At 68.1% G+C, this 22,556-nt stretch carries 18 protein-coding genes; 11 read left to right on the top strand and 7 right to left on the bottom strand.

Annotated features, from left to right (window positions below; all coding sequences use genetic code 11):
- Together accC and aat are read left to right on the top strand one after the other, a co-directional pair.
- Nucleotides 1-1,353 carry an acetyl-CoA carboxylase biotin carboxylase subunit gene (gene accC, locus ACLBV5_RS02900; RefSeq protein ID WP_447604752.1) on the top strand — a complete coding sequence of 451 codons (1,353 nt, stop codon included), beginning with the start codon at nt 1-3 and terminating at the stop codon, nt 1,351-1,353.
- An 8-nt stretch (nt 1,354-1,361) separates the two neighbouring features.
- Nucleotides 1,362-2,057: a leucyl/phenylalanyl-tRNA--protein transferase gene (gene aat, locus ACLBV5_RS02905; protein WP_447604753.1), complete on the top strand. Its 696-nt coding sequence runs from the start codon at nt 1,362-1,364 to the stop codon at nt 2,055-2,057.
- Here aat and ACLBV5_RS02910 read toward each other — a convergent pair.
- Nucleotides 2,024-2,722: a DUF2155 domain-containing protein gene (locus tag ACLBV5_RS02910; RefSeq protein ID WP_447604754.1), complete on the bottom strand. Its 699-nt coding sequence runs from the start codon at nt 2,720-2,722 to the stop codon at nt 2,024-2,026. The two genes, aat and ACLBV5_RS02910, sit on opposite strands and share 34 nt — an antisense overlap.
- Nucleotides 2,719-3,111 (bottom strand): NADH:ubiquinone oxidoreductase subunit NDUFA12, encoded by a 393-nt coding sequence (locus ACLBV5_RS02915; protein WP_025976741.1) that lies wholly within the window; start codon nt 3,109-3,111, stop codon nt 2,719-2,721. The genes ACLBV5_RS02910 and ACLBV5_RS02915 overlap by 4 nt, the downstream gene beginning before the upstream one ends.
- A gap of 219 nt (nt 3,112-3,330) precedes the next feature.
- Here ACLBV5_RS02915 and ACLBV5_RS02920 point away from each other — a divergent pair, with 219 nt between their 5' ends.
- From ACLBV5_RS02920 to ACLBV5_RS02930, 3 genes are all read left to right on the top strand, one after another.
- Nucleotides 3,331-5,955, top strand: a complete 2,625-nt coding sequence (locus ACLBV5_RS02920; RefSeq protein ID WP_447604755.1) for a TSCPD domain-containing protein — start codon at nt 3,331-3,333, stop codon at nt 5,953-5,955.
- 71 nt (nt 5,956-6,026) lie between these two features.
- Nucleotides 6,027-6,551: a pentapeptide repeat-containing protein gene (locus ACLBV5_RS02925; RefSeq protein WP_447604756.1), complete on the top strand. Its 525-nt coding sequence runs from the start codon at nt 6,027-6,029 to the stop codon at nt 6,549-6,551.
- Between the two features lie 35 nt (nt 6,552-6,586).
- On the top strand, nt 6,587-7,498 hold the full coding sequence (locus ACLBV5_RS02930; protein ID WP_447604757.1) for a pentapeptide repeat-containing protein: 912 nt from the start codon (nt 6,587-6,589) through the stop codon (nt 7,496-7,498).
- Nucleotides 7,499-7,561: 63 nt separating this feature from the next.
- Here ACLBV5_RS02930 and aspS read toward each other — a convergent pair whose 3' ends face one another.
- A complete protein-coding gene (gene aspS / locus ACLBV5_RS02935; protein ID WP_447604758.1) occupies nt 7,562-9,394 on the bottom strand; it encodes an aspartate--tRNA ligase in 1,833 nt (610 codons plus the stop codon).
- Nucleotides 9,395-9,590: 196 nt separating this feature from the next.
- Between aspS and ACLBV5_RS02940 the strand changes: the two genes are divergently transcribed.
- The 3 genes from ACLBV5_RS02940 to ACLBV5_RS02950 all read left to right on the top strand — a co-directional run bounded on the left by ACLBV5_RS02940 (nt 9,591) and on the right by ACLBV5_RS02950 (nt 14,196).
- On the top strand, nt 9,591-10,250 hold the full coding sequence (locus ACLBV5_RS02940) for a chromosomal replication initiator DnaA (RefSeq protein WP_447604759.1): 660 nt from the start codon (nt 9,591-9,593) through the stop codon (nt 10,248-10,250).
- 224 nt (nt 10,251-10,474) lie between these two features.
- Complete coding sequence (locus ACLBV5_RS02945) at nt 10,475-12,706, top strand: RNA degradosome polyphosphate kinase (protein ID WP_303683098.1); 2,232 nt, start codon at nt 10,475-10,477, stop codon at nt 12,704-12,706.
- Nucleotides 12,706-14,196 (top strand): Ppx/GppA phosphatase family protein, encoded by a 1,491-nt coding sequence (locus ACLBV5_RS02950; RefSeq protein ID WP_447604760.1) that lies wholly within the window; start codon nt 12,706-12,708, stop codon nt 14,194-14,196. Before ACLBV5_RS02945 ends, ACLBV5_RS02950 begins: the two co-directional genes overlap by 1 nt.
- A gap of 161 nt (nt 14,197-14,357) precedes the next feature.
- Here ACLBV5_RS02950 and rnd read toward each other — a convergent pair whose 3' ends face one another.
- Nucleotides 14,358-15,512: a ribonuclease D gene (rnd, locus tag ACLBV5_RS02955; protein WP_447604761.1), complete on the bottom strand. Its 1,155-nt coding sequence runs from the start codon at nt 15,510-15,512 to the stop codon at nt 14,358-14,360.
- Between the two features lie 81 nt (nt 15,513-15,593).
- Here rnd and purM point away from each other — a divergent pair, with 81 nt between their 5' ends.
- Entirely contained in the window at nt 15,594-16,631 is a 1,038-nt protein-coding gene (gene purM / locus ACLBV5_RS02960) for a phosphoribosylformylglycinamidine cyclo-ligase (protein WP_447604762.1), read from the top strand.
- A gap of 233 nt (nt 16,632-16,864) precedes the next feature.
- Here purM and ACLBV5_RS02965 read toward each other — a convergent pair whose 3' ends face one another.
- Complete coding sequence (locus ACLBV5_RS02965) at nt 16,865-18,457, bottom strand: S10 family peptidase (RefSeq protein ID WP_447604763.1); 1,593 nt, start codon at nt 18,455-18,457, stop codon at nt 16,865-16,867.
- A 205-nt stretch (nt 18,458-18,662) separates the two neighbouring features.
- On the opposite strand from ACLBV5_RS02965, the gene purN reads away from it, so the two are divergent.
- Nucleotides 18,663-19,253 carry a phosphoribosylglycinamide formyltransferase gene (gene purN / locus ACLBV5_RS02970; protein WP_447604764.1) on the top strand — a complete coding sequence of 197 codons (591 nt, stop codon included), beginning with the start codon at nt 18,663-18,665 and terminating at the stop codon, nt 19,251-19,253.
- A gap of 109 nt (nt 19,254-19,362) precedes the next feature.
- Nucleotides 19,363-21,420, top strand: a complete 2,058-nt coding sequence (locus ACLBV5_RS02975) for a M13 family metallopeptidase (RefSeq protein ID WP_447604765.1) — start codon at nt 19,363-19,365, stop codon at nt 21,418-21,420.
- 214 nt (nt 21,421-21,634) lie between these two features.
- Here ACLBV5_RS02975 and ACLBV5_RS02980 read toward each other — a convergent pair whose 3' ends face one another.
- Together ACLBV5_RS02980 and ndk are read right to left on the bottom strand one after the other, a co-directional pair.
- The gene (locus ACLBV5_RS02980) at nt 21,635-21,847 is read right to left on the bottom strand and encodes a hypothetical protein (protein WP_025976728.1); all 213 of its coding nucleotides are present in this window, start codon (nt 21,845-21,847) and stop codon (nt 21,635-21,637) included.
- Nucleotides 21,848-22,063: 216 nt separating this feature from the next.
- Nucleotides 22,064-22,483, bottom strand: a complete 420-nt coding sequence (ndk, locus tag ACLBV5_RS02985; RefSeq protein ID WP_025976727.1) for a nucleoside-diphosphate kinase — start codon at nt 22,481-22,483, stop codon at nt 22,064-22,066.
- Between the last annotated feature and the right edge of the window lie 73 nt (nt 22,484-22,556).

A 22,556-nucleotide genomic window follows, 5' to 3' on the forward strand; every position in this document is an offset into this window, starting at 1 on the left:
ATGTTCACCAAGGTCCTGATCGCCAACCGGGGCGAGATCGCGCTGCGCATCCACCGCGCATGCAAGGAGATGGGAATCTCCACCGTCGCCGTTCACTCCGAGGCCGACTGCGGCGCCATGTGGGTGCGTCTGGCCGACGAGAGCGTCTGCATCGGCCCTGCGCCGGCGGCCAAGTCCTATCTGAACATCCCCTCGATCATCGCGGCGGCCGAGATCACCGGCGCCCAGGCGATCCACCCAGGCTACGGCTTCCTGGCCGAGAACGCCCGCTTCGCCGAGATCATCGAAGCCCACGGCATGACCTTCATCGGCCCCAAGCCGGAGCATATCCGCGTCATGGGCGACAAGATCACCGCCAAGCAGGCCGTCAAGGACGCGGGCATCCCCGTCGTCCCCGGCTCTGACGGCGAGGTCGAGACGGTCGAACAGGCCATCGAGGCGTCCAAGGCCATCGGCTTCCCCCTGATCGTCAAGGCGGCCGCCGGCGGCGGCGGTCGCGGCATGAAGGTGGCCCAGACGGCCGACGATCTGGTCGAAGCCGTGCAGACGGCCCAGGCTGAGGCCTTGGCCGCCTTCGGCAACGGCGCCGTCTATATGGAGCGCTATCTCCAGAAGCCGCGCCACATCGAGATTCAGGTCATCGCCGACAGCCACGGCAACGTCGTCCACCTGGGCGAACGCGACTGCTCGCTGCAGCGCCGCCACCAGAAGGTGCTGGAAGAGGCCCCCTCTCCCGCCCTGTCGGCCGAAGGCCGGGTCAAGATCGGCGAGACGGTCAACAAAGCCATCGCCGCCATCGGCTATCTGGGCGCCGGGACCATCGAGTTCCTGTGGGAGGACGGCGAGTTCTTCTTCATCGAGATGAACACCCGCCTGCAGGTCGAGCACCCGGTCACGGAAATGATCACCGGCGTCGATCTGGTGCGCGAACAGATCCGCATCGCCGCGGGCCTGCCGCTGTCGTTCAAGCAGGAAGACATCACCTTCGAGGGCCACGCCATCGAGGTGCGGATCAACGCCGAGAACGCCGAGACCTTCACCCCTTCCCCCGGCACCATCACCGAGTTCCACGCCCCAGGCGGCCTGGGCGTGCGTCTGGATAGCGCCATCTACGCCGGCTATTCGATCCCGCCCTATTACGACAGCCTGATCGGCAAGCTGATCGTCCACGGCCGCGACCGCGAGGAAGCGCTGGCCCGCCTGAAACGCTCGCTGGGCGAGACGGTCATCAGCGGCGTCGACACCACCATCCCCCTGTTCCAGAAGCTGTTGCAGGAGCCGGACATCCTGTCGGGCGACTACGACATCCACTGGCTGGAGAAGTGGGCGGCGGCGCAGAAGGCCAAGGCCTAACCCCCCCCTTGGACGAACCCGGCTTCAGCGCGAGCGGCGCCTCTGACGTCTTCGGACCGGAAGCGCTGCTCGCCTGCTATGCGCGGGGCGTCTTTCCCATGGCCGAGGCGCACGACGATCCGCGCGTCTTTCTGGTCGAGCCGGACCAGCGCGGCCTGATCCCGCTGGATCGCTTTCACATCCCCTCGCGCCTGCGTCGCACCGTGCGGGGCGAGCCGTTCGAGGTGCGGGTGAACACGGTCTTCGCCGCCGTGCTGGACGCCTGCGCCGCCTCAGCGCCCGGCCGCGAAGACACCTGGATCAACGCCCCGATCCGCCGCCTCTATGTCGAACTGCATCAGCGCGGCTTCGCCCACAGCATCGAATGCTGGCGCGACGAGGCGCTGGTGGGCGGGCTTTACGGCGTGACGCTGGGCGGCGCCTTCTTCGGCGAGAGCATGTTCAGCCGGGCGACCGATGCATCAAAGGTGGCGCTGGTCCATCTGGTCGCGCGCCTGAAAAAGGGCGGCTGGCGGCTGCTGGACACCCAGTTCCTGACCGAGCACCTGGGCCAGTTCGGCGCCGTGGAGACGCCGCAGGAGGCCTATTTGCGTATGCTGCCCTGGGCTCTGCAGGCGGCGCCCGACATGGACGCCTTTACGGCGCCCCTCAGCGGGGCCGAGGCTGTGGCTTACGCCTTACAACCCACCACCCAGGCGTCATAGACCGGGTGCTGCAGGCCGCTGACGCTGGGCGATGAGGCGAACATCCAGCCCTTGAACACCTGACGCGCCTCGGTCGGCGCCGCCAGACCGCGCGGTTGAACGCCGACCTCCAGATAGGCGATGGCGTCCTCGGTCATTTCGTCAGAAGCCGAGACCTCGCAGGCGCGGGCCTTGAACAGCAGGGTCCTGCCGAACCGCACCGGACGGCCGCCCACCTCGACCTCGAACCGCATCGTCTCGGCCGTGGTCTTGTCCACCGCCTGGATGACGGCGATGCGGCGACGCTGACGGACTCCCGGCGGCGAGGCCGGTTCCGTGGGCGCAGGCGCGACCTCTTCGACCGGAATTTCGTCCGGCGCCTCTTCCTGAACCGCCACTTCCTCGCCCGGCGTGACGATAACGGGCGTCGCAGGCGTCGCCGCGGGCGCGGTCGGCATCACAATGGCCGGGCTATTGGACGACGCCGGTTGCTGCGGCTGCGTCGCCGGACCCTGCGGATTCTGCAGCGGCGTGCGGTTGGTGTCGCGCAGCATGTCGCCGACAGGATCAGCCGGCGCGGGCGTCGCGTCCTGCGGCAGGTCCATCAGGACGCTGGCCACGCCGGCGCCCGATATCGCCAGTCCCGCGACGACCACCCCGGCCAGCAGGACATGGCGAAGGCTCATTCCGGGCTCCAGGCCTGATAGTCGCCGGTGGCGGCCGGGCGTTGGCCCAGTGCGGCCAGCGACCCTTGCGGACGACGCGCCATGGGCGTGCCCGTCATGTTCGGCAGGTGATCCTTTTCCCACGCCTGACGCGGCAGCGGGCGCTCAGTCGGCGTCTCGTCATAGGTGTAGCGCAGCCAGCCCTGCCATTCCGGCGGCACCTTGGTCGCCTCGGCATAGCCGTCATAGATGACCCAGCGGCGCTTGCGGCCGTCATAGCTGACGGTGTCGCGGGATTCGTAGTAGCGGTTGCCGAACTCGTCCGTGCCGACCTGCTGGCCGCGTTTGCCAATGGTGAACAGGGTGCCGATCGTGGCGCCGTTCCACCAGGTGAAGATCTTGCTCAGCACGTCGTTGAACTCACTCGAATCCACCGCCCCGGGGAGGTCCGGCGGCGCGGGCCGATCATAGAAACCGCGACGCCCTACGTCCAGCGTCGAGCGCATGGGAAACGCCTCAACATCTTGTGGGCAACACCCACGGCAGCCGCAACATCTATTGAACGCCGTCATGATCGCCCGATAGGTTGTCTTCAGGACACGCTCCACCTCCAGCGTGGGAGACGCCTGATGCGCTTCAAGCCCCTGTTTGCTCCCCTGGCCGCCGCCGTCCCCGTCGCGCTGCGCGAGATCGAGCGCCCCGACGTCGTCGACTGGGTGCTGGCGCCCGACGCCTGGACCGATGTGCAGGTCGAGGCCTGGCTGGACTGGGCCGCCGCGTCCTCCTCTCGCCCCGACCTGCCCCTGAACGGCGCCGTGCACGACTGGGCGGCGCGTCTCGCCGCCGCCGCCGGGCAAAACAGCGCGGTCTTCGACAACGCCGCCGAGGGCGCCCGATTCGAGGCGGAACTGACGGGCGCGGTCCTGCTGGGTCTGGCCGCCGTCAGCGATGCGGATACACCCGCCGTAACCGCCCTTCGTCTGGACCTGTCCGAGCCCGAGGCCGAGCGCCGTCTGGCGCAGGAGGCCGCCGCCTGGCGCCGCGAGCGGCTGGCCGGTCAAGCCGCCGAGGCGCTGGCTCAAGCGCTGGCCAACGTCGCCGACGCCGTGGCGCGGTGCGAGGGCGACGCCGCCGCCTGCGCCGACCCCGCCTCCAACCCCGCCCTGACCCGCGCCGCCCATGTCGCGCGACAGTGCGGCGCCACCCATGCGGACATCCTTCGCGCCATCAAGGGCGAGGGTCTTTCAGCGACCGCCGCGCCGCTGGCTGACGCCCCGCCGGCGCCCCTGATCGTGCTGGTCCAGCCAGACACGGCCGCCGCCGGCGGACCTCTGGCGCTCGCCGTGGCCGAGGCGGCCCTGGAAGGCCCCGTCGCCGCCGTCTTCACGCCCGCTGACGCCGACGCTGCCGCCGATACGCCTCTGGCCGCACGCGCGGCGATCAACCTGCCCGCGCTGGCCGCCGCCTTCCCGCAAGCGTTCGACTCGGCGCTGGCCGCCCTGACCGAACTGCTGGTCACCGCGCTGGACCTGACGCTGGACGCCCAGGAGCGCCGCGCCGCCGCGCGCCCCATCGCCCTTGGTCTGGGCGGTCTAGCCGACTGGGTCGTGGCGCAGGACGCCGCCGCGCCCGCCCGGCCCGCCGCCGCCCTGGCCGCTCAGGTCGCGCGCTGCGCCAACGCCGCCTCCGCCGAACTGGCCGCGCGCCTCGGCCCCTGCGCCGAGTGGGAGGCGGTGAAGGACGACGCCCTCGCCGCCCTGGCCGAACGCGGCGAGCCGGCCGACGCCCTGCGCGCTCACGGCCGCCGCCATGCGGCCATCAGCCTGTTCGCCGACGACGCCGAACTGACCTTGCGTCTCGGCGTTTCGCGCTTCGCGGCGACGGATGTCTGGCAGACGGCGGACGGCGAGGTCGAACGTCGCCTCCGCCCGGCGCTGGCCCTCGCCCTGACCCGCGCCGGCGCTGATGTCGAGGCCGCGGAGCACCACCTGTTCGGCCGCCGCACCCTGGCCGAGGCGCCCGGCGTCAACCACGCCCGCCTGCGCGAACTGGGCTTCACCGACCTGGAGCTTGAAGGGATCGAGCGCGCCCTGTCCTCGGTCGAGGATTTCGCCGCCGCCTTCGCTCCGCCTGTGCTGGACGAGGGGTTCATCGGCGACGTGCTGGGCCTGACTTTGGCGCCGGGCGAAGCCCTGCTGCCGCGCCTGGGCTTTGACGAGGCGGCGATCAGGGCTGCGGCGGACTATGTCTTCGGCCGCCCCGACCTGTCCGACTGGGCCGAAGCGCCCGAGGCTCTGCGGCAGCTGCTTTCGCAACCCGGCAAGGCGCTGGAAGCCGGCCTGCGCCGCGCCGTCGAGCCGTTCAGCGACGCGCCCGATCTGGCGCCCATCACGCTGGACTGGCGCGCTAATCGTCTGGATCTGGCCCGCGCCCTGGCCGATGCGGCGCTGGACGGTCGTCGCGCCGCCGCCCTGCGCCGCGCCCAGGCCCCTGCCGATTTCCGCCTGCGCCTGGCCGAGGTCGAGGCTCCACGCCGCGCCGAAGCGGCTCCCGCCCCCGAGGCCGCGCCCCGCACCGTCGAGCGCGTGGTCGAAAAGGTGATCGAGCGCGACCGCACCCGCCGCCGCCTGCCCGATCGCCGCAAGGGTTATATCCAGAAGGCCTCGGTGGGCGGCCACAAGGTCTATATCCACACCGGCGAATACGAAGACGGCGAACTGGGCGAGATCTTCATCGACATGCACAAGGAAGGCGCCGCCTTCCGCTCGATGATGAACAACTTCGCCATCGCCATCTCGATCGGCCTGCAATACGGCGTGCCGCTGGACGAGTTCGTCGACGCCTTCGTCTTCACCCGGTTCGAGCCGTCGGGGCGGGTCACAGGCAACGACTCCATACGCTCGGCGACCTCCATCCTCGACTATGTGTTCCGCGAACTGGGCGTCTCCTATCTGGACCGGCGCGAACTGGCGCAAGTAACGCCCGAGGCTGCCAATCTGGACGGCATGGACGGCGTTCCGGCTGAGACGCCCCAGCCCGTGCCCGCCGCCCGCTTCATCTCCAAGGGTTTCGCGCGGGGCGCAGCGCCCGACAACCTGATCGTCGCCCCGTTCGGCCGCAAGGAGCCGTCGCCGCGCGCCACGCCGCAGGTTCAGGCCGGCCCCTGCCCTGAGTGCGGCGACCTGATGCTGACGGATCGGAGCGGGACGCCCGCGTGCGGTTCCTGCGGCGCGGCGCCCAAGGTTCAGGGTTGAAACGGGACGCACTGTCCCGAAACGGCGGCCCGCTTCTTGCTGCAACAGGCGCAAAGCCTGGAGCCATTCGCATGATCCGTCCCGCAATCGCCCTTCTCGCCGCCGTCGGCCTGACGCTAACGGCCCTGCCCGCCGCCGCGCAGAACGCCTCGCAGATCGCCCAGGTGCGTCGCGGCGCCTCCTGCCCCGGCTGCAACCTGTTTCAGGGCGACTTTTCCGGCATGGAGCGCACCGGCCTGAACCTGTCCGGCGCCCGCATCCGTCAGGCCGACATCAGCCTGTCGGTGATGAACCGCACCAACTTCAGCCGCTCTGACCTGCGCGATGTCGAGGCCTATGGCGCCGTCCTGTCCAGCTCGAACTTCAACGGCGCCGACCTGACCAACGCCAGCTTCGTGGGGACCTTCCTGGAAGGCGCCTCCTTCACCGGGGCCAAGCTGAACGGGACCAATCTGTCGGGCGCCGAAATGGCGCGCGCGCGCGGCCTGACCCAGTCGCAGCTCAATCAGGCCTGCGGCGACCAGAACACGGTTCTGCCTTCTGGCCTACGCATTCCCGCCTGTTGGGCGTCGCCTTCGTTACCGCGATTTAAGTAGGGTTTTTACGGACTAAGGCGCATTCAATAAGGGTGATGAAACGCTCGATTTCTCCCCTGCGCCGTCTGGCCCTCGCCGCCTCAGTCCTCACGGGACTGATGGCGGCCGCCCCCGCCTTGGCCGGCGCCGTGGAGATGACCTGGGCCCAGGATCGCGACGTGGCCCGCATGGTGTCGCTGGGCGGAAGCTGCACGCGTTGCGAACTGTCGGGCCGCGACCTGTCGGGCGCCACCCTGACCGGCGCCAACTTCGCCCAGGCCACCCTGGTGGGCGCCAATCTGCGCGGCGCCGAACTCGTCGGCTCCAACTTCACAGGGGCGGACTTCAGCCGGGCCGACATGCGCGGCATTGAAATGGTCGGCTCGAATTTCACCAACGCAAAGATGACCGGCGTCCAGTTGATGGGCGCCGAAGCGACGGGCGCCGTGCTGATCCGCGTCGACCTGAGCGGCGCCAATCTGAGCGGGGCCGAGCTTCAGGGCGTGAACATGAACAGCGCCAACCTGACCCGCGCCCGCCTCAACGACGCCGAGATTTTCGGCGCCACCCTGGCCAACGTCAACGCCAGCGGCGCCGACTTCGGAAACGCCGACATCAAGGCCTCGAACCTGACCGGCGGCAACTTCAGCGGGGCCTCCTTCCGGGGTGCCGATCTGGACAGCGCCCGCCTGTCCGGCGGCGACTTCACCCGCGCCGATTTTCGCGGCGCCTCCATGCGCCGCACGGACATTCGCGGTCTGGACCTGACCCGGGCGCGCGGGCTCAGCGCCGATCAGGTGTCCGAAGCCTGCGGCGACGCCGCCACCCGCTTGCCCGGCGACATGACGGCCCGCAACTGCCGCATCGGCGGCGTGCGCGTCATCCGCACGCCAGCGGCCCCTCCGGCTCCGCCATCGCCCCCTATTCCGCCGCGCCAGCGCAACCTGGTGATCGTTTCCGGCAACTGAAGCCGGGATGCAAAAAAAGGGAGGGGTCGCCCCCTCCCTTTTCCAATTCGGCGCTCGCCTGGATCAGACCTTGATCGGCAGCTGGGTGCGGATCGACAGCTCCTTCAGCTGACGCTCCTCGACTTCGGCCGGAGCGTTCATCATCAGGTCCTGACCCTGCTGGTTCAGCGGGAAGGCGATGACCTCGCGGATCGCCTGTTCGCCCGCCAGCAGCATGACGATGCGGTCGATGCCCGGCGCTAGGCCGCCGTGCGGCGGCGCGCCGTAGCGGAAGGCGTTCAGCATGCCGCCGAACTGCTCCTCGACCACCGAGGCGTCGTAGCCGGCGATCTCGAAGGCCTTCAGCATGATCTCGGCCTTGTGGTTCCGGATCGCGCCCGAGCACAGCTCATAGCCGTTACAGACGATGTCGTACTGATAGGCGCGGATGGTCAGCGGATCCTGAGTCTCCAGCGCCTCCATGCCGCCCTGCGGCATCGAGAAGGGGTTGTGGCTGAAGTCGACCTTCTTCTCTTCTTCCGACCATTCGAACATCGGGAAGTCGACGATCCAGCAGAATTTGAACTGATCCTCATCGACCAGCTTCAGCTCGGTGCCGACGCGGGTGCGCGCCAGACCGGCGAACTTGGCAAAGACGGCCGGGTCGCCGGCGGTGAAGAAGGCGGCGTCGCCCTGGCCCAGGCCCAGCGAGGTCATCAGGGCCTGCGTCGGCTCCTGACCCAGGTTCTTGGCGATCGGGCCGCCCCACGACTGCTGATCGTCCGACCAGAAGATGTAGCCCAGGCCCGGCTGGCCCTCGCCCTGCGCCCAGGAGTTCATGCGGTCGCAGAAGGCGCGCGAACCGCCCGTGGGCGCCGGGATGGCCCAGACGGCGTTCTTGACGTCCGCGCCCAGGATCTTGGCGAACAGGCCGAAACCGCCATCGCGGAAATGGTCCGACACGTCCTGCATCTTGATCGGGTTGCGCAGGTCCGGCTTGTCGCTGCCGTACCACTTCATCGACTGGGCGAACGTCAGGCGCTCGAAGCCCTTGTGCTCCATCGTCTGACCGAAGTCGTTGGTGAAGGTCTTCACGTCGTCGATCGGAGAGACCGGCTTGCCCTCGCCGAACTCGGTGAACAGGCCGTGCATCAGCGGCTCGATCGCCTGGAAGACGTCTTCCTGGGTGACGAAGCTCATTTCCACGTCCAGCTGGTAGAACTCCAGCGAACGGTCAGCGCGCAGATCCTCGTCGCGGAAGCAGGGCGCGATCTGGAAGTAGCGGTCGAAGCCCGACACCATCAGCAGTTGCTTGAACTGCTGCGGGGCCTGCGGCAGGGCGTAGAACTTGCCCGGGTGCATCCGGCTCGGCACCAGGAAGTCGCGCGCGCCTTCGGGCGACGAGGCCGTCAGGATCGGCGTCTGATATTCAAGGAAGCCCTGGGCCACCATGCGGGTGCGGATCGACTGGATGACGCGCGAACGCAGGACGATGTTCTTGTGCAGACGCTCGCGACGCAGGTCCAGGAAACGGTTGCTCAGGCGGATCTCTTCCGGATACTCCTGCTCTCCGAAGACCGGCATCGGCAGTTCGGCCGCTTCCGACAGGACTTCCAGAGACAGGACGCGCACCTCGACCTCGCCGGTCGGCAGGTTGGCGTTGACAGTCGAGCCTTCGCGCAGGACCACTTCGCCGTCGATCTTGATGACGCTCTCGGCGCGCAGGCGCTCGACCACGTCAAAGCCCGGCGTTTCGGGGTGCAGGACCAGCTGGGTCAGGCCGTAGTGGTCGCGCAGGTCGATGAACAGCAGGCCGCCGTGGTCGCGCTTGCGGTGGATCCAGCCCGACAGACGAACATTCGCGCCGGCATCCGTCGAACGGAGGGCGCCGCAGGTGTGGGTGCGATAGGCGTGCATGATCGGATTTCGTCTGAAAACGGCTGTCGAACAGCGTGAATTAGGAGCGGGGAAAGGCCCATCATCGCCCCCGAAAGTCAAGGCTGACGCCTCAAACGCCCCTGATACGCCATCCACAGGGCGAGGCCGGTTGTCCCCGAGATCCCGCCCTATCAACAGAGACGCCCGCATCCCCGCCCGGCTAGGGTTCATCGTCATGAACGCCCCAGCCGCCGAGATCCGTCAACTGCGCCTGCCGCTGCAGCAGGAGACGCCCCAGCGCGCCTCCGACCTGGCGATCTCGGAAGCCAACGCTGGGGGCGTGGCGACGCTGGCCGTCTGGCCCGAAGCGCCCGGCGCCATGCTGGCCCTGTTCGGGCCGGCGGGCTGCGGCAAGAGCCACCTGGCCGCCGCCTGGGTCGAGCGCACCGGCGCCATCGCCCTGCACGGCGCCGAGGCGGCCCTGGTCGACCCGCTGGAGCTGGAAGGCCGCCCCGTCCTGCTGGACGACGCCCAGGACGCCGACGACGAGAGCCTGTTCCACCTTATCAACCTGACCCAGTCGGGCGGCGGCGCCCTGCTGCTGGTGTCGCGCGATCCGCCAGGCGTCTGGGCGACGGACCTGCCCGACCTGCGCTCGCGCCTGAACGCCATCCGCACCGTGGGGATCGAGGCGCCCGACGACGTCGTCTTCGCCGCCATGCTGCGCCGCGCCTTCGCCAGCCGGAACATCACCCCAGCCGATGAACTGATCGAGTATCTGGTCCGCCGCATCGACCGCTCGGCCGACGCCGCCGAGGCCGTGGTCGACCGCCTGGACGCCCTGCACCGTCCCGTGACGCGCGTTTTGGCTCGCCAGGTGCTGGACGGGGAATAAGCGCCCCTACACCACCGCTCATCCCGGCGGACGCCGGGATCCAGTGAGAGCCTCAGACGCCCCACTAAAAAACCTGCTCACCAATACACGCGTGAGTTTGTAGCCACAGCACTGGGTCCCGGCGTCCGCCGGGATGAGCGGAATTGCAGGTAGCGTTCCAAAGTCCCGCCCGCCGCGACACAATCGCGGTTGCAGCCGTCACAGGCGCGCGCGACAACGGAATCATGACCGATATCGCGCCCATCGCCGTCGACACCACCGGTGAGGAAGTCCCCTCCTCGCGCGCGCCGCAACTCAAGCTGTCCGAGGCGCTGATGGCCTCGCCCGAGCGGTTCATCAACCGCGAGCTGTCGTGGCTGGCCTTCAACGGCCGGGTGCTGGAAGAGGCCGCCAACGAAGGCCATCCCCTGCTGGAGCGCGTGCGCTTCCTGTCCATCTCGGCCAACAACCTGGACGAGTTCTTCATGACCCGCGTCGCCGGTCTGAAGGGACAGGTCCGTGAGCGCATCCGCGTCGTCTCGCCCGACGGCCTGACGCCGGCCGAGCAGTTGGAACAGGTCAATGCGGCGGCGGGCGGCCTGATGGCCGAACAGCAGCGCCAGTGGCGCGTCCTGCGCAAGGAGATGGCCGCCGCCGGCATCGAGATCGTCGAGCGCGCCCGCATCACAAAGACCGAGCGCGAGCGGCTTGAGCCGGAGTTCCTGAACCAGCTCTTCGCCGTCTTGACGCCCATGGCGATCGACCCGGCGCACCCCTTCCCCTTCCTGCCGAACCTGGGCTTCTCCCTGGCGCTGAAGCTGCGCCGCAACAGCGACAACCGCGTCCTCTACGCCCTGGTGCCGGTGCCGACGCAGGTGCGGCGCTTCTGGGCGCTGGCGACGGACGGGCGTTCGACGCCGGGACGGACGCGCTACGTCTCGCTGGAGAACCTGCTGTTGCTGTTCATCGACCACATGTTCCCGGGCTGCGAGATCCTGGAAAAGGGCCTGTTCCGCCTGATCCGCGATTCCGACATCGAGATCGAGGAAGAAGCCGAAGACCTGGTCATGGAGTTCGAGGAGGCGCTGAAGCAGCGCCGCATGGGCTCGGTCGTCCGCATCAAGATTCAGGCGGACATGCCCGACGACCTGCGCGACTTCATCATCGCCCAGTTGCACGCCCAGCCGCAGGACGTGGTGCTGGTCGACGGCATGCTGGGCCTGGCCCAGTTGTCCGAACTGATCCCAGGCGGCCACCCCGACCTGAAGTTCAAGGGCTATGAGCCGCGCTATCCCGAGCGTGTGCGCGACAACGGCGGCGACATCTTCGCGGCCGTGCGCGAAAAGGACATGCTGATCCACCACCCGTTCGAGAGCTTCGACGTGGTGGTGCAGTTCCTGCGTCAGGCGGCGCGCGATCCGCACGTCATCGCCATCAAGCAGACCCTGTATCGCACCTCCAAGGACAGCCCCATCGTCGCCGCCCTGATCGAGGCGGCCGAGAACGGCAAGAACGTCACCGCTCTGGTGGAGCTGAAGGCCCGCTTTGACGAAGAAGCCAACCTGCGCTGGGCGCGCCAGATGGAGCGGGCGGGCGTCCACGTCGTCTTCGGCTTCGTCGAGTACAAGACCCACGCCAAGATGAGCGTCGTCGTGAGGCGCGAGGGCGAATCCTTGCGCACCTACTGCCACTTCGGCACCGGCAACTATCACCCGGTCACGGCCAAGATTTACACCGACCTCAGCCTGTTCACCTGCGATCCGGCCTTGGGCCGCGACGCCACGCGGGTGTTCAACTACATCACCGGCTATGCCGCGCCGGACGAGTTGGAGGCTCTGGTCGTCTCCCCGCTGAACATGAAGACCAGCCTGATCGAGATGATCGGCAAGGAGATGTCGGCCGCCGCCAAGGGCAAGCCCGCCGCCATCTGGGCCAAGATGAACGCCCTGGTCGATCCCGAGATCATCGACGCCCTTTATCGCGCCAGCCAATGGGGCGTGCGCATCGAACTGGTCATCCGCGGCATCTGTTGCCTGCGCCCCGGGGTGCCGGGCCTGTCGGAGAACATCCGGGTCAAGTCGATCGTCGGCCGCTTCCTGGAGCACAGCCGCATCGTCGCTTTCGCCAACGGCCACGACCTGCCCAGCAACCGGGCGCGGGTCTACATCTCCTCGGCCGATTGGATGCCGCGCAACCTGGAACGCCGCGTCGAGGTGATGACGCCGATCCTGAACGCCACCGTTCACGACCAGGTGCTCGACCAGATCATGGTCGCCAACCTGAAAGACGACGCCCAGAGCTGGGTGCTGGAGCCTGACGGCTCCTATCGACGGGTGATCCCCAGCGGGTCCGAACGGCCCTTCTCGGCGCACAAATACTTCATGACCAACCCCAGCCTGTCGGGGCGCGGCCGCAAGGTGAAGACCCTGCCCGGCGCCCTGTCCTATCCGGGTCTCAAGCCGCGGAAGCGCCGCTGATGAGTCCCGAGCGCGAATACGAATCGAAGCAAATCGCCGTCATCGACATCGGCTCCAACTCGGTGCGTCTGGTGCTGTACCGACTGGAAGGGCGGGCCGTCTGGACCATGTTCAACGAAAAGGTGCTGGCGGGTCTGGGTCGTGACCTGGCCGCCACGCGGCGCCTGTCCGAACCGGGCGTCGTCATGGCCATGACGGCGCTGCGCCGCTTCGCCGCCGTGATCGAAGGGGTCCAGCCCGATCAGGTGCTGGTCGCCGCCACCGCTGCCGTGCGTCAGGCCGAAGACGGCCCCGGATTCTGCGAGCGCGTAGCCGCCGAGACGGGCTTGCGCATCCGCGTCCTCAGCGGCGAGGAAGAAGCGAAATATTCCGCGCTGGGCGTGCTGGCAGGCGACCCCGGCGCGCGCGGCGTGGCCGCCGACATGGGCGGCGCCAGTCTGGAGCTGACGCGGATCGGCGACGGTCCGCGCGGCAAGGGCGTGACCCTGCCGCTGGGGCCCTTCGCCCTGCTGGACGACAGGGGCTTCGACGCCGACCGCCTGCGCGGCCGCATCGCCAAGCGGCTGGAGCCGATCGAGGACCATTACGCCACGCCGACGCTCTACGCCGTCGGCGGCGCCTGGCGCAGCCTGGCCCAGATGCATATGGCGATGGTCGAGCATCCGATCCGCATCGTCCACCAGTACGCCATGAGCGCAGCCGACGCCCGCGACATGGCCCGGCTGGTCGCGCGCCAGTCTCGCGCCTCGCTGGAGAAGCTGCCCGGCCTGTCCAAGCGCCGCGCCGAGACCCTGCCCTACGCCGCCTTGGTGCTGGAGGGGCTGATCGACCGCCTGGGGCTGACCTCGGTCAGCTTCTCGGCCTGGGGCGTTCGCGAGGGACTGCTGTATCACGGCATGGACCCTGCCATGCGCGTGGTCGATCCCCTGCTGGCCGGGTGTTCGGCATGGGGCGGCCGTCAGGGCGTGGACCCGGCCCTGCCCCGCGCCCTGGACGGCTGGCTGCAGTCCGTGGTCTCCGCCCTGCCCGAAGTGTTCGGAGAGGAGCGCGACGCCCTGCTGACCTCCTCGGTATGCCGTCTGGCGGACCTGGGCGCGCGCCTGCACCCCGACCACCGCGTCAGCCTGGTGTTCGATCAGGTTCTATGGTCGCCCATTCCCGGCCAGACCCACGCCGAACGCGCCTTCATGGCCGTGGCGATGAACGCCCGCTACGGCGGCGAGGCGCGCACGCCTGCGCCCGAAACGGTCGAGCGCCTGCTGTCGGAAAAGGGCCAGAAGCGCGCGCGAGCCCTGGGATTGGCCATGCGGCTGGCCTGCGACCTGTCGGGCCGCTCGCCGCAGTTGCTGGCCAACGCCGCGGCCACGGTCGAGAAAGGCGCCCTGCGCGTCACCGCCGCCAACGGCTACGCCGACATGCTGCTGGGCGAACAGACGAAACGGCGCGCCAAGGCGCTGGCGGAAGCGATGGATCTGACGCTGAAAATCTAGCGCAACGCATCTCCCTCCCCTTGAAGGGGAGGGTGGCTGAGCCTGAAAGGCGAAGCCGGGTGGGGGCGGCAAGGCTATTCAAGCGCTGAGGGCCGATCACCCAGCCCTCCCCACCCGGTCGCTTCGCGACCACCCTCCCCTTGAAGGGGAGTGAGAAAGGGCTACCCCTCGATCTCGACCACTTCGACGCGGGCGCCGTTCAGCACCAGGGCGATCTCGCCCTTTTTCAGCTTCAGAGCGTCTTCGCCGAACAGTTCGCGGCGCCAGCCCTTCATGGCCTCGATGTCCGCATTGTCGTTCAGGGCGATCTTTTCGAGGTCCGACACCGTGGCGATCAGCTTGGCGGCCACGCCGGCGTTGTCGCTCTTGGCCTTCAGCAGCACCTTCAGCAGCTCCACCACCGAGGGCGGCGCGGGCTGGCTGTTGGCCGGGCGCTCCAGCTTGGGCGCATGAGCTTCCGGGTCGGCCAGGACGCGCTTCAGTTCCGCCGCCAGCTCCAGCCCCAGACGCGAGCCGCCGAAGCCCTTGGGCACCGAACGCAGACGATTGAAGGCGTCCGGGTCGGTCGGCGTCTGGACGGCGATCTCGTCGATGGCCTCGTCCTTCAGGATGCGGCCGCGCGGCTGATCGCGCTCCTGCGCCGCGCGCTCGCGCCACACGGCCGTGGCGACGAAACCGGCCAGGTATTTGGCGTTGAACTTCTTCGGCTTCAGACGCTTCCAGGCGTTCTCGGGCGAGGTGTCGTACAGCGCCGGGTCGGTGACCGCGCCCATTTCCGACATGACCCAGTCCAGACGGCCTTCCTTCTGCAACCGGTCGCGCAGTTTGGGATACAGCGCCGACAGGTGCGTCACGTCGCCCAGCGCATAGGTCAGTTGCGCGTCCGACAGCGGGCGGCGCGCCCAGTCGGTGAAGCGGCTGCCCTTGTCCAGTTCCTGGCGCAGCATCTGGCGGACCAGCTGTTCATAGCTGACCTGATCGCCGAACCCGGCGGCCATGGCGGCGACCTGGGTGTCGAACAGCGGACGGGGCATGGCGCCCAGCTTGTTGAAGATCTCCACGTCCTGCCGGGCGGCGTGGAAGACCTTCAGAATCGATTCGTCGCGCAGGATGTCGAGGAAGGGCTCAAGATCCAGCCCCTCGGCCATCGGGTCGATGATGGCGGCGTCGGACGGCGAGACCGCCGCCTGAATCAGGCACAGCTTGGGCCAGTAGGTGGTTTCCCGCATGAATTCCGTATCGACGGTGATGTACGGGGCCTTGGCCAGACGATCGCAGAAGGCGATCAGCGCGTCATTGGTGGTGATTAGCGTCATTCCGATGCTATAGCCCCGCGCGACGCCGTCGTGGCAAGAGCGCCGCGACATATTTTCGCCCCCGATTTCGAGCCGTGACCGATGAGCGACACCCCTGAGGCCCAAAGAAGCGGTCTGACCTACGCCGACGCAGGTGTGGACATCGACGCCGGCGAGCAGCTGGTTGACGCCATCAAGCCGCTGGCCAAGTCCACCCGTCGTCCCGGCGCGGAGGCCTCTCTGGGCGGTTTCGGCGCCTTGTTCGACCTGAAGGCCGCCGGTTTCGAAGATCCGCTGATCGTCACGACGACGGACGGCGTGGGCACCAAGCTGAAGATCGCCATCGAGACCGGCCGTCACGACGGCGTGGGCGTCGATCTGGTCGCCATGTGCGTCAACGACCTGCTGGCGCAGGGCGCCGAGCCGCTGATGTTCCTGGACTACTACGCCACGGGCAGGCTGGACGTGGACGCCGCGCGCCGCGTCGTGGCCGGCATCGCCGAGGGCTGCCGCCAGTCGGGCAGCGCCTTGGTCGGCGGCGAGACGGCCGAAATGCCGGGCATGTATTCGGGCGGCGACTATGATCTGGCCGGTTTCTCGGTCGGCGCGGTCGAGCGCGGCAAGGTCCTGCCCTATCTGGACCAGCAGAAGGCCGGCGACGTCATCATCGGCCTGGCCTCCTCGGGGCCGCACTCGAACGGCTATTCCCTGATCCGCAAGGTGGTCGAGAAGTCCGGTCTGGCCTGGGGCGACGACGCTCCCTTCGCCAAGGACCTGTCCCTAGCCCAGGCGCTGATGGAGCCGACCCGCATCTATGTGAAGCCGGTCCTGCCGCTGATGAAGGCCGACCTCATCAAGGGCGCGGCCCACATCACGGGCGGCGGCCTGATCGAAAACCCGCCGCGCTGCATCGCCGATGGCCTTGAGGCCAGCTTCGACTGGGACGCCTGGCCCATGCCCGACGTCTTCCAATGGCTGGCCGAGACGGGCGGTATTTCGGACCACGAGATGCGCCGCACCTTCAACTGCGGCGTCGGCTTCATCCTGATCGTCGCGCCCGAGAACGTCGAGCCGGTGCTGGCCGCCCTGCTGAACGCGGGCGAGACGGCCTTCGTCTGCGGGCAGCTTCAGGCGGCCTGATCCACACGCGGTCGCCGGTCTTTCATCCTCCGTCATCCTCGGGCTTGACCCGAGGATCGAGGGCGGGGGCGCGCCCTTCCCTGCCAACCCCGCGCAGACGGACAACCCGATCCTCGGGTCAAGCCCGAGGATGACGGCGTGGAGCCGGGGATGACGGCGAAAACCCAAACCCCATCGAAAAAGGCCCCGGTCGCGCTGACCGGGGCCTTCTTCATTTCAGACTGTCGCGAGGATCAGCGCAGACCGCCGTTGACCGTCTCGTCGTAGAATTTCGCCATGTCGGTGTAGAGTTGCTCGAGCGCCGGGCGGGCCGTGTACATCATGTGGCCGCCTTCATAGTAGGTGAACTCCAGGTTCCGGCGCAGGTGCGGCTCCAGCATCATCTGGGCCAGGTCGTACTCCGTGCTGAAGAAGGGCGTGGCGGCGTCGTAATAGCCGTTCAGCGCCAGCACCTTCATGTGCGGATTGCGGCGGATGGCGGTGGCCAGGTCGACGGCCGTGTTCGGCGTGGTCTGCGGACCGCCGACCGGCGGGCGGTGGCTCCAGTCCCAGTTGAAGCCCGGCAGGCCACGCGCCGACTGGCGGTAATCCACATCGGTGCGATAGTTCAGCGTCGTGGCGATGTAGTCGCGGAAGATGCTGAAATAGGCCCCGGTGATGGCGCTGCTGGACGGGTCTTCCTCGGGCGAGCCGCCCACAGCACTGGCGTCCATGCCCAGGTAACGCGTGTCCAGACGGCCGATCGTCTGGCGACGGTCGCGCAGCAGTTCCTTGCGGAAGGGGCTGAGCTCAAGGCGCAGGTTGGCCTGATCCAGCACCGTCGGCGAAATGCCGATCAGGGCGCTCATCTGCTGGCCGATCTGAGCGCGCTCGGCGTCCGAGATCAGGTGTCCCTTCGACAGGGCCGCCGCATAGGGGCCGATGGCGAATTCGCGGGCGCGCTGGACGTGTTCTTCCAGGCTGGGCTTGTTCGGGATCTTGTTGTGATACCAGGCCGTCGCCGCATAGGTCGGCAGCAGGGTGACGAAGTTCTGCGGATAGCCCGGCTGGCGCACGCCGTAGTTCATGATCGACGACAGCAGCACCACGCCGTTCAGCGACATGCCGCGATCTTCCAACTGGTGCACCAGGGCGCCGGCGCGCAGGGTGCCGTAGCTTTCGCCCAGAACGTATTTCGGGCTGGACCAGCGGTCGAACTTGGTCGTGTAACGCATGATGGCGCGGGCGAAGGTGTCCGCATCCTGATCCACGCCCCAGAAGGCCGAACCCGGCGTCTCGCCCAGCGGACGCGAATAACCGGCGCCGACCATGTCGATGAAGACCAGGTCGGTCTTGTCCAGCAGGGTCATGTCGTTGGGCGCCAGGTTGAACGGCGCCGGGCGCTCGACCACTGGCTCATCGGTCTGGACCCGCATCGGGCCGAAGGCGCCCATGTGCAGCCACACCGTCGGCGAACCCGGCCCGCCGTTGAACATATAGGTGATCGGACGACGACCGACCGGCTGTCCGTCCAGCGTATAGGCCACATAGAAGAGGCTGGCCGTCGGCATGCCCGCGTCGTTGCGGACCGTCAGCGTCCCCGCCGTCGCCTTGTAGCGCAGGGTGCGGCCGTGGGCGTTGATCGAGTGGCTGGTGGTCACTTCCGATTCATCGGCCGTGGCGCGCGCCCAGTTCTTTTCGATCTGTTCGGCGGTGACGTTGCGCAGGCGATCAGAGGCCGAGCGGACAGGCCCCGAGCCGCCGCTGGACGCGGCTTCCTGAGCCATGGAAACGGCCGGCGCGGCCAACAGGGCCGCTGCGCAGGCGGCGGTCAACAGACGACGCATATAGGATACTCCCCCCTTGGATGCCGGACTCCCCCGGCGCATGGACGCTAACGCCGCTGTTTCCGAAGAAGCAACGGAGTTTACGTCGGTTCAGCAACAATGGTTCGGCGGCGCTGCGCCCTTCCCCTCGACCCTGCCGCCCCTCTTGCTAAGTCGCCTTCGGGGCCGCATGGCAGTCACGCCATCTTCCACGCGTGAGCCGCCCATGTCCGTCGCCAAAACCCGTGTCGCCGTCCTGATCTCCGGGACCGGCTCGAACATGGTCAGCCTGATCGAGGCGGGACAGGCGCCGGATGCGCCGTATGAAGTCGTGCTGGTGGTCTCCAACATCGCGAGCGCCGCCGGCCTCGACAAGGCGCGGGCGCTGGGCGTTCAGGCGGTCGCCGTCGAACACGCCACCTTCGGCAAGGATAGAGAGGCGCACGAACGCGCCGTGGACGCCCTGCTGCGCGAACATGGCGTTCAGGTCGTGGCCCTGGCCGGTTATATGCGCCTGCTGACGCCGTGGCTGGTGCGCGGGTGGGCGGGCCGGATGCTCAACATCCACCCGTCGCTGCTGCCGCTCTATCCCGGCCTGAACACCCACGCCCGCGCCATAGAAGCGGGGGACCATGAGGCGGGATGCACCGTTCACATCGTCACCGAGGGCGTGGACGAAGGCCCCGCCCTGGGCCAGGCGCGCGTGCCCATCCTGCCCGGCGACACGGCTGAAATTCTGTCGGAGCGGGTTAAGGCGGCGGAACATCAGCTTTATCCCCGAATTCTGATGGATTTTCTGGACGCTCCGAAACCTTAACGATTTTTAATGCGACAGCCGGTCGCACGCAGGCGCAGGTTGCCCGCAAGCACGAACGCGCCTTCCTGACGGCGCTATCGCGCACGTCTGCACCACTGGGAAAGACCCGATGATGAAAACCCGCCTGATGGGCGCCGCCGCCACGGCGCTCGCCCTCGCCTTCACCGCTCAACCGACCCTCGCTCAACACGCCCACGCCTCGACGGCGGCCTCCACCGCGCCCGAGATCAAGCCCTGGGGCTTCGACCTGGACGGTCGCGACCTGACGGTGAAGCCGGGCGACGACTTCAACGCCTACGCCAACGGCGTCTACCTGAAGAACACGGAAATTCCGTCCGACAAGGCCCGCTTCGGCCCGTTCGACGTCCTGTATGAGAACTCGCAGGCCCAGCTGCGCGCCATCATCGAGGCCAGCGCCGCCAACCCGGCCAACGCCAACGCGCAGAAGGTCGGCGCCCTGTACGCCAGCTTCATGGACGAGGCCCGTGTGAACCAGCTGGGCGCCCAGCCGCTGGCCGCTGATCTGGCCGCCATCCGCGCCGTGGCGAACCACAGCGACATGGCCCGCCTGATGGGCGCCAGCCACGAAGGCTTCGGCGGCTCCCTGTTCGGCCTGGCGGTGTTCGAGGACCTGCAGGACCCGAACGTCAACTCGGCCTATCTGGGTCAGGGCGGCCTGGGCCTGCCGGACCGCGACTACTACCTGAAGCCGGACTTCGCCCCCCAGCGTGAAGCCTACGTCGCCTATGTCACGCGCGCTCTGACGGCCGCAGGCTGGGACAACCCGGCGCAGGCCGCCGCCGACATCCTGGCCTTCGAGACCAAGGTCGCCGAGAAGCACTGGACCACGGTCGAGCGTCGTCAGATCGACAAGATCTACAACCCGACCCCGGCCGCGCAACTGGCGACCTTCGCGCCGGGCTTCGACTGGGCCGCCTTCCTGCAGGCGTCCAAGGTCGAGAGCGTGCCGACCCTGGTGCTGATGGAAAACACAGCCATCCCCGGCATCGCCCAGGTGTTCGCCGATGCGCCGATCGAGACGCTGAAGGCCTGGCAGGCCTTCCAGACCGTCGATCAGGCCAGCCCCTATCTGTCCGACGCCTTCGTGGATTCGCGCTTCGAGTTCCGCGGCAAGACCCTGCGCGGCCAACCCGAAAACCGTCCGCGCTGGAACCGCGGCGTGGTCCTGGTCGACGGCCAGTTGGGCGAGGTTCTGGGCCAGGAATACGTCCGCCTGCACTTCCCCGCGTCGTCCAAGACGCAGATGGAGACGCTGGTCGCCAACCTCAGGGACGCCATGACCGAGCGCCTGAAGGCGCTGGACTGGATGAGCGAGGCCACGCGCGAGCAGGCCCTGCTGAAGATGTCCAAGTTCGGCGTGAAGATCGGCTATCCCGAGAAGTGGCGCGACTATGACGGGCTGGAGCTGAAGGCCGACGACCTCTACGGCAACGTCGAGCGCGCTGCCGCCTTCGACTGGGCCTGGAACCGCGGCAAGATCGGCCAGCCGGTCGATCCGCTGGAGTGGGGCATGACGCCCCAGACGGTGAACGCCTATTACAACCCGCCGCGTAACGAGATCGTCTTCCCGGCCGCCATCCTGCAGGCGCCCTTCTTCGACCCGAACGCCGATCCGGCGGTCAACTACGGCGGCATCGGCGCCGTGATCGGCCACGAGATCACCCACGGCTTCGACGATCAGGGCCGCAAGACCGACGCCAACGGCGTGCTGCGCGACTGGTGGACGCCCGAGGACGCCGCCCGCTTCGAGGAGCGCGCCAAGACCCTGGGCGCCATCTACGCCGCCCAGGAGCCGGTACCGGGCACGCCCATCAACGGCGACCTGACCATGGGCGAGAACATCGCCGACCTCGGCGGTCTGCTGATGGCGCTGGACGCCTATAAGCGCAGCCTGAACGGTCAACCGGCGCCGGTGATCGACGGACTGACGGGCGAACAGCGCGTCTTCCTGGGCTGGGCCCAGGTGTGGCGCGAGAAGTCGCGTGAAGAGGCTCTGAAAGAGCAGCTGACCACCGACCCGCACTCGCCCGGCATGGCGCGGGCCGCCACTCCTCCGCGCAACATCGACGCCTGGTACGCCGCCTTCGGCGTCACCCCGGATCAGGCGCAATACATCGCCCCCGAAAAGCGCGCCCGGATCTGGTAGGCGGCGCGCCCGGCGACGGACAAAGGAAAGGGCGTCGGCCGCAAAGCCGACGCCCCTTTTTTCTCCTCCCCATTCCATGGGGAGGTGGATCGGCGCCGAAGGCGGCGAGACGGAGGGGCCGCTTGTTTCCGCTGAGCTGGGATTAATCGCCCGCCCCAGTTCGCCCCTCCACCACTTCGTGGTCCCCCTCCCCACCTTGTGGGAAGGAAAGCGGTTACTCGTTGGGCTTCTTCGGCGTGGTGGCCGCGCCGGCGACGGCGCCGATGACGCCCCCGGCGACCGTCGCGCCGGTGTTGCCGCCGATCGCCTGACCAGCGACCGCGCCGCCCAGGGCGCCCGTGGCGGCGCGTTGTTCCGTGGTGGTGCCGCAGGCGGCCAGCAGAGCCGTCAGGCCCAGCACAGGGGCAAGCTTCAGCATCGTCTTCATGGCGGTCATCCTTGTTGTTGCGAGCGAGCGTAACGAGACCGTGAAAACGAAACGGCCCGCCCCCGGTTCCGGGAGCGGGCCGAATTGTCACACAGCTTGACCGCAAACGATCAAGCCGCGTCGGGTCGAAAAGGCGAAGCCTTTTGACTGCGGCTCAGAAACAGGCCGCGTCGGGTCGGGAGGTCCCGAAGGGCCGACGACCGCGGCCCTTCAAGATTAGCCGACGATGTCGGCGTCCGTGAAGAACTGCTCGATCTCGATCTTGGCGTTCTCCAGCGAGTCCGAACCGTGGACCGAGTTCTCGCCGATCGACAGGGCGAACAGCTTGCGGATGGTGCCTTCAGCGGCGTCGTTCGGGTTGGTGGCGCCCATGACTTCGCGGTATTTGGCGACGGCGTTGTCGCCTTCCAGCACCTGCACGACGACCGGCTCGGCGATCATCTGCGACACCAGTTCGCCGTAGAACGGACGCTCGGCGTGCACTTCATAAAATTTCTTGGCTTGGGCTTCGGTCAGCTTGATGCGGCGCTGGCCGACGATGCGCAGGCCGGCGCCTTCGATGACGGCGTTGATGGCGCCCGTCAGGTTGCGGCGCGTGGCGTCGGGCTTGATGATCGAGAACGTGCGTTCGGTCATGGGAGTGACTTCTTGTTTGGGTGTTTGAGGGTCGGCGGCTTATAGCGAGCGCCGCACATCTTTCCAATATCCC

The sequence above is a fragment of the Brevundimonas sp. M1A4_2e genome (assembly GCF_053345555.1).

Coding starts and splice junctions, on each gene's coding strand:
- ACLBV5_RS02925 (WP_447604756.1), top strand. CDS start 6,027: ATGATCCGTCCCGCAATCGCCCTTCTCGCCGCCGTCGGCCTGACGCTA.
- aspS (WP_447604758.1), bottom strand. CDS start 9,394: ATGCACGCCTATCGCACCCACACCTGCGGCGCCCTCCGTTCGACGGAT.
- ACLBV5_RS02910 (WP_447604754.1), bottom strand. CDS start 2,722: ATGAGCCTTCGCCATGTCCTGCTGGCCGGGGTGGTCGTCGCGGGACTG.
- rnd (WP_447604761.1), bottom strand. CDS start 15,512: ATGACGCTAATCACCACCAATGACGCGCTGATCGCCTTCTGCGATCGT.
- ACLBV5_RS02920 (WP_447604755.1), top strand. CDS start 3,331: ATGCGCTTCAAGCCCCTGTTTGCTCCCCTGGCCGCCGCCGTCCCCGTC.
- purM (WP_447604762.1), top strand. CDS start 15,594: ATGAGCGACACCCCTGAGGCCCAAAGAAGCGGTCTGACCTACGCCGAC.
- ACLBV5_RS02940 (WP_447604759.1), top strand. CDS start 9,591: ATGAACGCCCCAGCCGCCGAGATCCGTCAACTGCGCCTGCCGCTGCAG.
- ACLBV5_RS02950 (WP_447604760.1), top strand. CDS start 12,706: ATGAGTCCCGAGCGCGAATACGAATCGAAGCAAATCGCCGTCATCGAC.
- accC (WP_447604752.1), top strand. CDS start 1: ATGTTCACCAAGGTCCTGATCGCCAACCGGGGCGAGATCGCGCTGCGC.
- ndk (WP_025976727.1), bottom strand. CDS start 22,483: ATGACCGAACGCACGTTCTCGATCATCAAGCCCGACGCCACGCGCCGC.
- ACLBV5_RS02930 (WP_447604757.1), top strand. CDS start 6,587: ATGAAACGCTCGATTTCTCCCCTGCGCCGTCTGGCCCTCGCCGCCTCA.
- ACLBV5_RS02945 (WP_303683098.1), top strand. CDS start 10,475: ATGACCGATATCGCGCCCATCGCCGTCGACACCACCGGTGAGGAAGTC.
- purN (WP_447604764.1), top strand. CDS start 18,663: ATGTCCGTCGCCAAAACCCGTGTCGCCGTCCTGATCTCCGGGACCGGC.
- ACLBV5_RS02965 (WP_447604763.1), bottom strand. CDS start 18,457: ATGCGTCGTCTGTTGACCGCCGCCTGCGCAGCGGCCCTGTTGGCCGCG.
- ACLBV5_RS02980 (WP_025976728.1), bottom strand. CDS start 21,847: ATGAAGACGATGCTGAAGCTTGCCCCTGTGCTGGGCCTGACGGCTCTG.
- ACLBV5_RS02975 (WP_447604765.1), top strand. CDS start 19,363: ATGATGAAAACCCGCCTGATGGGCGCCGCCGCCACGGCGCTCGCCCTC.